At 72.5% G+C, this 12258-nt stretch carries 13 protein-coding genes and 1 pseudogene; 11 read left to right on the forward strand and 3 right to left on the reverse strand.

Going from position 1 to position 12258, the window contains the following annotated elements:
• The 3 genes from G3I65_RS46675 to G3I65_RS46685 form a co-directional block, all read right to left on the reverse strand.
• Positions 1-483 (reverse strand): glycerate kinase (locus G3I65_RS46675; RefSeq protein WP_160701802.1); only part of this gene is annotated, 483 nt, incomplete at its 3' end.
• The gene (locus tag G3I65_RS46680; RefSeq protein ID WP_160701803.1) at positions 480-1412 is read right to left on the reverse strand and encodes a D-glycerate dehydrogenase; all 933 of its coding nucleotides are present in this window, start codon (positions 1410-1412) and stop codon (positions 480-482) included. The genes G3I65_RS46675 and G3I65_RS46680, both read right to left, overlap by 4 nt.
• Positions 1413-1472: 60 nt before the next feature.
• Positions 1473-3551 (reverse strand): alpha-galactosidase, encoded by a 2079-nt coding sequence (locus tag G3I65_RS46685; protein WP_160701804.1) that lies wholly within the window; start codon positions 3549-3551, stop codon positions 1473-1475.
• A 201-nt stretch (positions 3552-3752) separates the two neighbouring features.
• Between G3I65_RS46685 and G3I65_RS46690 the strand changes: the two genes are divergently transcribed.
• The 11 genes and pseudogenes from G3I65_RS46690 to G3I65_RS46740 form a co-directional block, all read left to right on the forward strand.
• The gene (locus G3I65_RS46690; protein WP_160701805.1) at positions 3753-4562 is read left to right on the forward strand and encodes a CoA transferase subunit A; all 810 of its coding nucleotides are present in this window, start codon (positions 3753-3755) and stop codon (positions 4560-4562) included.
• The gene (locus tag G3I65_RS46695) at positions 4559-5317 is read left to right on the forward strand and encodes a CoA-transferase subunit beta (protein WP_160701806.1); all 759 of its coding nucleotides are present in this window, start codon (positions 4559-4561) and stop codon (positions 5315-5317) included. Before G3I65_RS46690 ends, G3I65_RS46695 begins: the two co-directional genes overlap by 4 nt.
• A gap of 127 nt (positions 5318-5444) precedes the next feature.
• A complete protein-coding gene (locus G3I65_RS46700; protein WP_160701807.1) occupies positions 5445-6626 on the forward strand; it encodes a thiolase family protein in 1182 nt (393 codons plus the stop codon).
• A gap of 13 nt (positions 6627-6639) precedes the next feature.
• Positions 6640-7377 carry a protocatechuate 3,4-dioxygenase subunit beta gene (gene pcaH, locus G3I65_RS46705; RefSeq protein ID WP_160701808.1) on the forward strand — a complete coding sequence of 246 codons (738 nt, stop codon included), beginning with the start codon at positions 6640-6642 and terminating at the stop codon, positions 7375-7377.
• Entirely contained in the window at positions 7374-7928 is a 555-nt protein-coding gene (gene pcaG, locus G3I65_RS46710) for a protocatechuate 3,4-dioxygenase subunit alpha (RefSeq protein ID WP_160701809.1), read from the forward strand. Before pcaH ends, pcaG begins: the two co-directional genes overlap by 4 nt.
• Positions 7925-8719 (forward strand): 3-oxoadipate enol-lactonase, encoded by a 795-nt coding sequence (pcaD, locus tag G3I65_RS46715; RefSeq protein WP_160701810.1) that lies wholly within the window; start codon positions 7925-7927, stop codon positions 8717-8719. Before pcaG ends, pcaD begins: the two co-directional genes overlap by 4 nt.
• On the forward strand, positions 8716-9117 hold the full coding sequence (gene pcaC, locus G3I65_RS46720) for a 4-carboxymuconolactone decarboxylase (protein WP_160701811.1): 402 nt from the start codon (positions 8716-8718) through the stop codon (positions 9115-9117). Before pcaD ends, pcaC begins: the two co-directional genes overlap by 4 nt.
• A gap of 10 nt (positions 9118-9127) precedes the next feature.
• Entirely contained in the window at positions 9128-9958 is an 831-nt protein-coding gene (locus tag G3I65_RS46725; protein WP_160701812.1) for an IclR family transcriptional regulator C-terminal domain-containing protein, read from the forward strand.
• Positions 9951-10562, forward strand: a complete 612-nt coding sequence (locus G3I65_RS46730; protein WP_160701813.1) for an NTP transferase domain-containing protein — start codon at positions 9951-9953, stop codon at positions 10560-10562. The genes G3I65_RS46725 and G3I65_RS46730 overlap by 8 nt, the downstream gene beginning before the upstream one ends.
• 32 nt (positions 10563-10594) lie before the next feature.
• On the forward strand, positions 10595-11470 hold the full coding sequence (locus G3I65_RS46735) for a MoxR family ATPase (RefSeq protein WP_163046873.1): 876 nt from the start codon (positions 10595-10597) through the stop codon (positions 11468-11470).
• A 31-nt stretch (positions 11471-11501) separates the two neighbouring features.
• Positions 11502-12258: pseudogene (locus G3I65_RS46740) on the forward strand (hypothetical protein); the annotation flags it as partial.

A 12258-nucleotide genomic window follows, 5' to 3' on the forward strand; every position in this document is an offset into this window, starting at 1 on the left:
CAGCCCGACCGGCGCGCCGAACGCGTCCAGCACGCCGGCGCCGAGCGCGCCCAGCATCCCCGCGCCGCCGTCGGTGCTGGCCGTGCCCCCGACGGTCAGGACGAGCCGGCGAGCGCCGTGCATCAGCGCGTCCATCAGCAGCTCGCCGACGCCCCAGGTGTGCGCGGCCAGCGCGGTTTCCGGGGTGGGGTCGACGAATTCGATCCCGCACGCCCGCGCCGATTCGATGTACGCCGTGCCGTCCAGCACCGCGTACCGCGCCTTGACCTGCTCGTCGAGCGGGCCGCGGACGGACAGCCGCACGATCCGGGCCCCCGCCGCTTCGAGCACGTCCAGGGTGCCTTCGCCGCCGTCGGCGACCGGGCACGAGACGACTTCGGCGTCCGGCAGGGCATCCCGGACGCCGAGTGCGATGGCTTCCGCGGCCTCGACCGCGGTGAGACTGCCCTTGAACTTGTCGGGTGCGATCACGACCCTGGTCACGGCTTCACCTCCGTCAGCGGGGTCCGCCCGGCGAGCACGGCCGCGACGTTGCGGGCGGCCAGCACGGCCATCGCGGTGCGGGTTTCGACCGTCGCGGACCCGAGGTGCGGGCTCAGCACGACGTCGTCGCGGCCGAGCAGCCGCGGTTCGACCTCGGGTTCCTTCTCGAACACGTCGAGCGCGGCGCCGGCGATCTCCCCGGCTTCGAGCGCGTCCGCGAGCGCGGCTTCGTCGACGACCGGGCCGCGCGTGGTGTTCACCAGGTAGGCGCCGGGTTTCATGGCGCGCAACGCGGCCGCGTCGATGAGGTGCCGGGTCTCCGGCGTCAGCGGGCAGTGCAGCGAGACGACGTCCGAGCGCGCCAGGAGCTCTTCGAAGGGAACGGAATCCGGGTTCGACCGTCCGGAGTGGACGATCTCCATGCCGAACGCCTCGGCGCGTTTCGCCACCGCGCGGCCGATCTGGCCGTAGCCGACGATGCCGAGCGTCTTGCCCTGCAGGCCCGAGCCGAGCAGGAAGCCGAGGTGGAACGACCACGGCGTGCGCGAACGCAGCAGCCGTTCGCCTTCGCCGAGCCGCCGCGTGACGGCGAGCAGCAGGCCGAAGGCGAGGTCGGCGGTCGCGTCGGTGAGCACGCCCGGCGTGTTCGTGACGACGATCCCGCGTGCGGCCAGCGCCGGCACGTCCACGTTGTCGTAGCCGACCGCGACGTTCGCGACCACCTTCAGGTCCGGGCCCGCGGCGTCGGCGAACGCGCCGTCGAGCCGGTCGTGCAGCATCCCGACCACGGCGTCCGCGCCGGCCACGAACTCGTGCAGTTCGTCAGGCGTCAGCGGGCGGTCGGCGGGCGACACCACCACGTCGCCCGCTTCGGCGAGGAGCTTCACCGCGTCGTCGGGAATCCACCTGGTCACCACGATCTTGGCCACGCCGACAGCCTAGTACCCCCGGACGGCCACGTGTCCGAAGTGGACTGCGGGAAAGAGCGATCAGACCCTGGTCAGCCGCACCACCGCGCTCGCGTACCCGCTGCCGGGGAAATCGACGTCGAGGCCGTGGCTCAGCAGCACCGCGCCGTCGTGCACGACGCCGCCGGAGTCGCGGTAGCGCCCCGCCGGGTCGAGCCCCGCGAGCCGCGGCGGCGTGAACGGCCGCGCGAACTCCGCGGGCCGCCGCCAGAAGAAGACGACCACGTCGCCGCCCAGCACGTACTGCACCGCGGTCAGCGCCGACGTCGCCGGGTCCGCCAGCCGGTACAGCTCGCCGTGCTGCACGACCGGCCGGATCTCCTTGTACAGCGCGACGAGCTCCGCCGCTTCCGCGAGTTCGGCGGCGGACCAGCGGGGCAGGTCGCCACCCAGCCCGAGCACGCCCGCCATGGCGACGTGGAACCGGAAGCTCAGCGGCGCTTCGCGGCCGGTCGCCGGGTTCGGGCTGTCGGTGACCCAGGCCGACATCGTGCCCGCCGGGTAGAGCTGCCCGTAGCCGTGCTGGATGGTGATCCGGTCGGCCGCGTCGGTGTTGTCCGACGCCCAGATCTCGTCGGTCCGGGCCAGGATCCCGAGGTCGGTGCGCCCGCCGCCGCCCGCGCAGCCCTGGATCCGCAGCGCGGGGTGGTCGGCCCGCAGCCGGTCCAGGATGGCGTGCACCGCGCGGACGTGGCCGACCCAGACGCGCCCGGCCGCCCCGCCGGGCCAGCCGGCTTCGGTGAAGGCGCGATTCATGTCCCACTTGAGGTAGTCGATGCCGTGTTCGCCGACCAGCCGGTCGAGCCACTCGTGCGCCCAGTCCGCGACGTCGGGGCGGGCGAAGTTCAGCACGAGCTGGTTCCGCAGCGTCGTCCGCGAGCGGTTCGCCATGTGCAGCACCCAGTCGGGGTGCGCGCGGTAGAGGTCGCTGTCCGGGTTGACCATCTCCGGCTCGACCCACAGCCCGAACCGCATGCCGTGCGCGTGAACGGCGTCGACCAGCGGCCGCAGCCCGGCCGGGAAGCGCTGTTCGTTGGCGGTCCAGTCGCCCAGCCCGGCGGTGTCGCCGGTGCGCGCGCCGAACCAGCCGTCGTCCATGACGAACAGTTCGGCGCCGAGCTTCGCCGCGGCCGCCGCGAGGGACGTCTCGGTGGCTTCGTCGACGTCCCAGCCGGTGGCTTCCCACGAGTTGTAGACGATCGGCCGCAGTTCCTCCGGGTGCGGCTGGACGTACTCGCGGACGTAGGCGTGCCAGCGCCGGCTGGTGCCGCCGAAGCCGTCGGCCGCGTAGAGCCCGGCGAACACCGGCGTCTCCCAGGTCTCGCCCGGTTCCAGCGTCCAAGCGACGTTCTCGTGGCCGAACCCGCCGGTCCACGTGACGCGCCCGGTGTGCGTGCGCTCGACGGTGATCCGCCAGCTGCCGCTCCAGGCGAGCGCGGTGCTCCAGACCTCGCCGGACGTCTCGGTGGCGTCGCCGGCGTCGAGCATCACCCACGGGTTGACCTGGTGGCTCGACAGGCCGCGCCGGCTGGTCAACGTCGTCTCGCCGACCGGCAGGGCTTCGCGCAGGACGCCGTACTCCGCGCTCCACGCGCCAGACGTCCGCGACAGCCGGGCGTTGTCGCGGCGGGGGAGCGTCCACGCCGCGGAATCCGTGCGCAGCAAGGAAACCGGCTCGTCCGCGCGCAGCGACGTCCAGCGTTCGACGACGTCGCCGCGGACGCGGTAGTGCAGCGAGAGCCGCAGGGGGTAGTGCCGGTCGGCGAGCCGCACGACCAGCGTTCCGTCCTCGATCGCGAAGCCGTCGTAGCGCCACTCGAGCGCCGACGTCCCGTCTGCGTACCGCACGGCCAGGGCCGCGACGCCGAAGAACGCGCCGCCTTCGGCCGGGAGTTCCTGCCGCTCGTCGCCCGGCTCGTCGAAGCTGCTGTCGGCCGGGTTGCGGTGCGCGGCGACCTGCGTGGCCTGGGCCAACGTGAGCGGCGGTCCCCAGTGGACGTGCCGCGGCCGGTCGTCGGCGTCGAGCCGGAAGGCGTACGAGCTGTCCGGGGTGCGCAGCAGCCAGAGCCGGTGCGCGGGGTCGTGTTCGACGAGCGACATGATCCGGAGCGTAGGCCTCGCAGAGCCGAGAGCGGCTCAGGAGATACCCCGTGACTTCTTCCCCGCGAACGGCGGGAAAAGTCCCCTTCGACGTGCGTTGCGTCATCCATTGGGCGGAAGACGTCTGGTCCGGGGCCCGGCGAGCGTGCTATGTTCGGCTGCAGAACGAGTGTGCGTGATGCGAACAGTTTGGAGCATGTGATGGCGGAGCTGCTGTCGCTCGACGAGGCCGTGGCCCGGCTGGTGCACGACGGGGACACCGTCGCGCTCGAGGGCTTCACGCACCTCATCCCCGTGGCGGCCGGGCAGGAGATCATCCGGCAGCGCAAGCGTGACCTCACGCTGGTGCGGATGACCCCGGACATCGTCTACGACCAGCTGATCGGCGCGGGCTGCGCCCGCAAGCTGATCTTCTCGTGGGGCGGCAACCCGGGAGTGGGCTCGCTGCACCGCTTCCGCGACGCCGTCCAGCACGACTGGCCGGTCCCGCTGGAGATCGAGGAGCACAGCCACGCCGGCATGGCGAACCGCTACGTCGCGGGCGCGTCCGGCCTCCCGTTCGCGGTCCTGCGCGGCTACACGGGAACGGACCTGCCGGCCCAGACCGACACGATCAAGCCGATCACGTGCCCGTTCACCGGCGAGCAGCTGACCGCGGTCCCGGCGCTGAACCCGGACGTCACGATCGTCCACGCCCAGCGCGCCGACCGGGCCGGCAACGTCCAGATGTGGGGCATCACAGGCGTCCAGAAGGAGGCGGTCCTGGCGGCGAAGCGCTCGATCGTGACGGTCGAGGAGATCGTCGACGAACTGGAGCCCCGCCCCGGCGCGGTAGTCCTCCCGTCCTGGGCGGTCACGGCGGTCTCCGAGGTCCCCGGCGGCGCGAAGCCGTCGTACGCGGCGGGCTACTACGAGCGCGACAACGCCGCGTACCAGGCCTGGGACGCGGTGGGCCGCGACCGCGAGGAGTTCACGAAGTGGCTGAACGAGCTGACCGGGGTGAAGGCATGAGCACCGAGTACACCGCCGACGAGATGATGAGCGTCGCGGCCGCCCGCGCCCTCGCCGGCGGCAAGTCCTGCTTCGTCGGCATCGGCCTCCCCAGCAAAGCGGCCAACCTCGCCCGCCGCACCCACGCCCCGGACCTCAACCTGATCTACGAATCGGGCTGCCTCGGCGCGAAACCCTCCCGCCTCCCGCTCTCGATCGGCGACGGCGAGCTGGCTGACACCGCCGACGCCGTGGTGAGCGTCCCCGAGGTGTTCAACTACTGGCTCCAGCCGGGCCGCATCGACGTCGGCTTCCTCGGTGCCGCCCAGCTCGACAAGTTCGGCAACATCAACACCACGGTCATCGGCTCCGACTACCACGACCCGAAGGTCCGCCTCCCGGGCGCGGGCGGCGCCCCGGAGATCGCGGCCTCCTGCGGCGAGGTGTTCATCGTCCTGCGCCAGAACCCCCGCGCGTTCGTGGAGAAGGTCGACTTCGTGACCTCGTTCGGCCACGGAACCGGCAAGGGCGACCGCGAGCGCCTGGGCCTCCCCGGCCAGGGCCCGACCCTGGTGGTCACCGACCTGGGCCTGCTGCGCCCCGACCCGGAGACCGCCGAGCTCACCCTCACCGAACTCCACCCGGGCGTGGAGCTGGAGCGCGTGGTGGCGGCGACGGGGTGGAAACTGAAGGTCGCGGAGGACCTGAAGGCCACCCCCGCCCCGACCGACGAGGAGCTGCAGGTGCTCCGAGACCTGGAGAAGGCGAGCGCATGACCACGCGGACCCCGGCGCACCAGGCGGCCCCGCTTGCCGACCCGGCGCCATCGCGTCGTAGCTCCGCACCCGTGGCACCCTCGACCCACGCGACCACCCCCGCATCCCCGAGCCGGAAGGCGAGCGCATGACCGACGTCTACATCCTCGACGCGATCCGCACCCCGTTCGGCCGCTACGGCGGGGCACTGGCCGGCGTCCGCCCGGACGACCTCGCCGCCGGTGTCCTCAAAGCCCTCCAAGCCCGCAACGACCTCGACCCGTCCACAGTGGACGAAGTCACCCTCGGCGACGCGAACGGCGCGGGCGAGGACAACCGCAACGTCGCCCGCATGGCCGCGCTCCTCGCCGGCTGGCCCACGACCGTCCCGGGCAGCACCGTCAACCGCCTCTGCGGCTCCGGTCTCGACGCGGCGATCCAGGCGAGCCGCGCGATCGCGGTCGGCGACGCCTCCCTCGTCGTCGCCGGCGGCGTCGAGTCGATGACCCGCTCGCCGCTGGTCATGCCGAAGCCCGAAAAGGCGTTCCCGGCCGGCAACCAGACCCTCTACAACACCGCACTCGGCTGGCGCATGGTCAACCCGGCGATGCCGTCGCACTGGACGATCTCCCTCGGCGAGTCCACCGAACTGCTCGCCGAGCGCTACGGCATCGGCCGCGACGAGCAGGACGCCTTCGCCGCGCGCAGCCACGTCAACGCCGCCAAGGCCTGGGACGAAGGCTTCTACGACGACCTGGTCGTCCCGGTCGAAGGCGTCGACCTGGCCCGCGACGAAGGCATCCGCCCGGACTCCAGCCCCGAGAAGCTCGCCAAGCTGAAGCCCGTCTTCCGCACGGAAAACGGCACCGTCACGGCGGGCAACGCCTCCCCGCTCAACGACGGCGCCTCGGCCCTCCTGCTCGGCGACGAAGCCGCGGCCGGCCGGCTGGGCAAGGCCCCGCTCGCGCGCATCGCCGGCCGGGGTGCGGCCGGCGTCGACCCGGACGTCTTCGGCATCGGCCCGGTCCGCGCGGCCGAGATCGCGCTCGAGCGCGCCGGCATCGGCTGGGACGACCTGGCCGCGGTCGAGCTCAACGAGGCCTTCGCCGCCCAGTCGCTGGCCTGCCTGCGCGACTGGAAGGACCTCGACCCGGAGATCGTGAACACCCACGGCGGCGCGATCGCCATCGGGCACCCGCTCGGCGCCTCGGGCGGCCGGATCCTCGGCACCCTGGCTCACGACCTGCACCGCCGCGGCGGGGGCTGGGGTCTGGCCGCCATCTGCATCGGCGTCGGCCAGGGCCTGGCCGTCGTCCTCGAAGGCCGGTAGAAGGAGAACAGACGTGGCCACTCCGACCGAATTCAGGCTGCCGCGCTACGGGCAGGACCCCGAAGGCACGCACCCGCCGCTGGACTCCGCCGGCTACCGCTCCACGGCCCTGCGGCACCCCAAGCAGGACCTGGTGCTGCTCCCGCAGATGCTGACCGAGGTCACCGGCCCGCTGCTCGGCCCGGGCCGCCTCAACGAGCTCGACAACGACCTCACCCGTCAGCACGAGGGCGAACCGCAAGGGCAGCGGATCATCGTCACCGGCCGGCTCCTCGACGGCGACGGCCGTCCGGTGCGCGACTCGCTCATCGAGATCTGGCAGGCGAACGCGGGCGGCCGCTACCGGCACACCGGCGACCGCTGGCCGTCCCCGCTCGACCCGAACTTCGACGGCGTCGGCCGCACCCTGACCGACAGCGACGGCCGCTACACCTTCACCACCATCAAGCCCGGCGCCTACCCGTGGAAGAACCACGACAACGCCTGGCGCCCCGCGCACATCCACTTCTCGGTGTTCGGCTCGGCGTTCACGCAGCGGCTGGTCACCCAGATGTACTTCCCGGACGACCCGCTGTTCTTCCAGGACCCGATCTACAACTCGATCCCGGACGAAAAGGCCCGGCAGCGGATGGTCTCGCGCTACGACCACGAGATCACCCAGTCCGAATGGGCGCTCGGGTTCCAGTTCGACATCGTGCTGCGCGGGCGCGACGCGTCGGTGTTCGAAGAGGAAGAGGACGAGGACGAATGACCAGGCTGCTCCCCACCCCGTCCCAGACCGTCGGCCCGTACCTGTCGATCGGGCTGCCCTGGCCCGACGGCCCGCACGTCGTGCCCGAGGGCACGCAGGGAGCGTTCTGGATCCGCGGCACCGTCCGCGACGGCAACGGCGACCCGGTCCCGGACGCCATGATCGAGACGTGGCAGGCCGATCCGGACGGCGGATTCTGCCACCCGGACGACCCGCGCGGCGCGACGAACGGCGAGTTCCGCGGCTTCGGCCGCTGCCCGACCGAGGCGGACGGCACGTACGGGATCCTCACGCTCCTGCCCGGCGTGGTCCCCGGCGAGGGCGGCACCACGCAGGCCCGGCACATCGACGTGTCGGTGTTCGCGCGCGGCCTGCTCAACCGGGTCGTCACGCGGATCTACTTCGAGGACCAGGACAACTCCGCGGACCCGGTGCTGGCGACCGTTCCGGCGGCGCGGCGCGGCACCCTGATCGCGGCCAAGACGGACGACGGCTACCGCTTCGACGTGCGCCTGCAGGGCGACGGCGAGACGGTGTTCTTCGCGGTATGAACGGAGGAGGCAGCGTGGGCGCCGTGCGGGTGCACCGGGTCGTGGAAGGCCCGGAGGACGGGCCGGTGGTGGTGTTCGGCGGGTCGCTCGGCAGCGACCTCCGGATGTGGGAGCCCCAGGTGGTGCCGCTGCTCGAACGCGGCTTCCGGGTGGTCCGCTACGACACCAGGGGCCACGGCGCCTCACCGGTGCCACCGGGCCCGTACGAACTCGACGACCTGGGCGCCGACGTCCTCGCGCTCCTCGACGAGCTCGAGGTCGAGCGGGCGCACCTGGTGGGGCTTTCGCTCGGGGCGATGACCGGCATGTGGCTCGGCGTCCACGCGCCCGGCCGGGTGGCGAGCCTGGTGCTGTGCTGCACGTCCGCGAAGCTCGGCCCGCCGGAGATGTGGGTGGAGCGGGCCGCCAAGGTTCGCGCCGAGGGAACGGCCGCGGTCGCGGCGGCCGGCGTCGCCCGCTGGCTCACCCCGGGCTACGCCGAGCGGCACCCGGACCGCGCCGCGTACCTGCGGTCGATGATCGCCGGCGTCCCCGCCGAGGGGTACGCGGCCTGCTGCGGCGCGATCGAGCGGATGGACCAGCTCGACGCGCTGCCGAAGATCACCGCCCCGACGCTGGTGATCGCGGGCGCGGACGACCCGGCGACCCCGCCGGAGGGGCACGCCGACCTGATCGCGGCAGGCATCCCGGGCGCGCGGCTGGAGGTGGTCGCGGACGCGGCGCACCTGGGCAGCTACGAGCGTCCGGAGGAGTTCACCCGGCTGATCCTCGACCACTTGGAGCGAGCGTGACGGACCGCCACGAACAGGGCATGAAGGTGCGGCGCGAAGTGCTTGGAGACGAGCACGTCGACCGCGCGGTCGCGGGCACGACGGACTTCAGCCGCCCGTTCCAGGACTACATCACCGAGGGCGCGTGGGGTTCGGTGTGGTCCCGCGACGGCCTCGACCGCCGGACGCGCAGCTGCGTGACACTGGCGGCGCTGACGGCGTTGCAGGCGCACAACGAGCTGGCGATGCACGTCCGCGCGGCGGTTCGCAACGGCCTCACCGCGGCGGAGATCAGCGAGGTCCTGCTGCACACGGCCGTCTACGCGGGCGCACCGGCGGCGAACGCGGCGTTCGCCATCGCGCAGCGCACCCTCGCCGAGCTCGGCGAGCCGAGCGCCCGCCCGGCCGACGCCGGATAGGGTGCCGGTCATGGACGCGGGGAGGCCCATCGAAGCCGAGCTGGAAAGCGAGCCGGCGCACCGTGGTGCCCACCACGTGCAGTCGCTGGAGCGCGGCCTGGCCGTGATCAAGGCCTTCCACGCGGGCGCGGCGGAGCTGACCCTCAGCGACGTGGCCCGCGCGACCGGCCTCACCCGAGCCGCGGCGCGCAGGTTCCTGCTGACGTTGACCGACCTCGGTTACGTCCGCACCGACGGCAAGTACTTCTCCCTGACGGCCCGCGTGCTGGAGCTGGGGTACTCGTACCTGTCGAGCATGACGCTGCCCGAAGTCGCGCAGCCGCACCTCGAAAGCCTGTCCGCGACGGTTCACGAGTCGAGCTCGGTCTCGGTCCTCGAGGGCACGGACATCGTCTACGTGGCGCGGGTGGCGGTGTCGCGGATCATGACGGTCAGCATCAACGTGGGCACCCGCTTCCCGGCGCACGCGACATCGATGGGCCACGTCCTGCTGGCCGGCCTCAGCAAGGCGGAGCTGGAGGCCTACTTCCTGGTGGCGAAGCTCGACCGCCTGACCGACCACACGGTCACCTCGCCCAACCCCCTGCGCGCCGAGCTGGCGAAGGTCGCAGACCAGGGCTGGGCGATGGTCGACCAGGAGCTGGAGGAAGGCCTCCGCTCGGTCGCAGCCCCGATCCACGACCGCAAGGGCCGCACGGTGGCGGCGGTCAACCTGTCCACCCACGCCAGCCGCACGACGGCGGAGTCGGTCCGCGAAAACCTGGTCCCCCCGCTCCTGGAGACAGCACGCGCGATCGAAGCGGACCTGGCGATCGGAGCCCCGGGCCGAGCCCATGGCTGACCACGCAGCCACCGGCACCGCCCCGCAGGTCGCCGGTCTCCTCCTGGCCGCCGGCGCCGGGCGTCGCTTCGGCGGCCCCAAAGCCCTCGCCGAACTCGACGGCGAGCCTCTCGTCCGCCGAGCCCTGCGCACCCTGACCGAAGCCGGCTGCACCCCCATCCGCGTGGTCCTCGGCGCAGCCGCAGACCAAGTCCGCCCCCTCCTCCCAGACCCCACGGCAGCGGTCTACTCCGAGGACTGGCAAACCGGCATGGGCGCCTCCCTCCGGGCCGGCCTGACCGCCCTAACCGAAACCGACGGCCCGGTAGCCGCGCTGGTCCACCTGGTCGACCTCCCCTGGATAGGCCCAGAAATCCTCACCCGCGTCACCGCCGAGGCGACCCCCCGATCGATCGCCCGCGCGGCCTACCACGGAACCCCCGGCCACCCCGTCCTCCTGGGCCGCGACTGGTGGCCGGAGATTGCCGCCACCGCGCGAGGCGACCGGGGTGCCCGCGACTGGCTCGCCACCCGCACGGACCTCAACCTGATCGAGTGCGCCGACCTCGGCAACGGCCGCGACGTCGACCGCCCTGCCGACCTTCCCGGGCAGTCGCCGTCCTGACGCCCGTCCCACCGCCGCCTACGATCGACTGCGTGACCGACTTGCTCGCCTCGCCTGAAGAACTCGCCGTCGCGCTCGACGGGACCGGTTACCTCGCCGACGACGGGCTGGCGACCGCCGGGTTCCTCGCCCTCAAGATGGGGCGGCCGCTGTTCTGCGAAGGCGAACCCGGCACCGGCAAGACCTCGCTCGCCCTCGCGCTCGCCAGCGCGCTCGAGCGGCCGCTCGTCCGGCTCCAGTGCCACGAGGGCATCGACGCCGCACAGGCGCTCTACGAATGGGACTTCCCCCGCCAGCTCCTGCACCTCCGGGCCCTCGAAGCCGCCGGGGACGGGCACCTCGACGTCGAGGCCGCGGAGCGGTCGCTCTACACCGAACGGTTCCTGCTCGCCCGGCCGCTGCTGCAGGCCCTCAAGGCGCCGTGCGTCCTGCTCGTCGACGAGATCGACCGCGCCGACGACGAGTTCGAAGCCTTCCTCCTGCAGCTGCTCGACGAGAACGCCGTCACCATCCCCGAGTACGGCGAAGTCCGCGCCGCGCAGCCGCCGCTCGTGGTGCTCACCTCCAACCGGACGCGGGAGGTGCACGACGCGCTCAAGCGGCGGTGCCTCTACCACTGGCTGGAACACCCGGACCTGGTTCGGGAGGTCATGATCCTGCGCCGTAGGATCCCTCGGATAGGTGAAGTTCTGGCTCGGCAGATCGCTGAAGCGGTGCATCGGCTCCGCGAGATGGACCTGCTTAAGCCACCCGGAGTAGCGGAGTCACTCGATTGGGCGAGAGCCCTGATGACTCTCGAGCGCGACGAGCTGGACGCGGCCACCGCGGCGCGGACGCTCGGGGCCGTCCTGAAGTACAGCGAAGACCTCGACCGGGTACGGGCGAAACTCGACGCCCTGTTCGCCTGACCCGAGGGCCGAGACGGGGGAGAACCTGCGGATGAGCGTGGCGGAGACGACCGAGACGAGACCGACGGCGGACACCGCGCCGGAACCGCCCCGGCCGGTCGGCACCAGGACCGGGACGAGCACCTGGCGGGCCAAGCTCGCCGCCGTCGCCGCGGTGCTCGGCGGGACCGCGCTGATCGCCGTGCACGCCTCCTTCTACGGGCACTGGCTGATCGACGACGCCGCCATCACCTTCGCCTACTCGCGCAACGTCGCCGACGGCTTCGGGCCGGTGCTGCAGCCCGGCGCCTCGCCCGTCGAGGGGTACTCCAACCCGACGTGGATGGTGCTGCTCGCGCTCGGCAAGCTCGTCGGCCTGTTCGACCACGGGACGCTGTTCGGGATCAACGACCAGATCCTCTTCCCGAAGGCGCTCGCGCTGGCGTGCTGCCTGGGCGTCCTCGTCCTGTTCTACTTCGGCGCCAAGACGCTCACCCGCCGCCCGGCGCTGGTCACCTTCCTGACCGGGGCCGTGCTCGCCGCGATCCCGTCGTTCGTGATCTGGTGCTTCTCCGGGCTGGAGAACTCGTTCTACGCGCTGACCGTAGCCGCGCTCGCGGTGCTGATCCTGCGCGCGGTCCAGGGCGGCCGGCTGCTCAGCACCCAGGTCGCCGTCGGCTCCGGGCTGATCGCCATGCTCGCCGCGCTGACCCGGCCCGACGGCATCATCTACGCTGGCGCGTACCCGATCGTCGTCCTGCTGTTCCTGAAGCGGGAACTGCTCGGGCGCAGCGTCCGCGCGGTCGTCG

Origin of the sequence: Amycolatopsis sp. SID8362 (genome assembly GCF_010550475.1) — a bacterium.
In the GTDB taxonomy this organism is placed as follows: domain Bacteria; phylum Actinomycetota; class Actinomycetes; order Mycobacteriales; family Pseudonocardiaceae; genus Amycolatopsis; species Amycolatopsis eburnea.

Bases quoted from the DNA above. Each gene is read 5' to 3' on its own strand.
- G3I65_RS46700 (WP_160701807.1), top strand. From the start codon at position 5,445: ATGACCGACGTCTACATCCTCGACGCGATCCGCACCCCGTTCGGCCGC.
- pcaG (WP_160701809.1), top strand. From the start codon at position 7,374: ATGACCAGGCTGCTCCCCACCCCGTCCCAGACCGTCGGCCCGTACCTG.
- G3I65_RS46725 (WP_160701812.1), top strand. From the start codon at position 9,128: ATGGACGCGGGGAGGCCCATCGAAGCCGAGCTGGAAAGCGAGCCGGCG.
- pcaD (WP_160701810.1), top strand. From the start codon at position 7,925: ATGAACGGAGGAGGCAGCGTGGGCGCCGTGCGGGTGCACCGGGTCGTG.
- G3I65_RS46685 (WP_160701804.1), bottom strand. From the start codon at position 3,551: ATGTCGCTCGTCGAACACGACCCCGCGCACCGGCTCTGGCTGCTGCGC.
- G3I65_RS46730 (WP_160701813.1), top strand. From the start codon at position 9,951: ATGGCTGACCACGCAGCCACCGGCACCGCCCCGCAGGTCGCCGGTCTC.
- G3I65_RS46690 (WP_160701805.1), top strand. From the start codon at position 3,753: ATGGCGGAGCTGCTGTCGCTCGACGAGGCCGTGGCCCGGCTGGTGCAC.
- G3I65_RS46695 (WP_160701806.1), top strand. From the start codon at position 4,559: ATGAGCACCGAGTACACCGCCGACGAGATGATGAGCGTCGCGGCCGCC.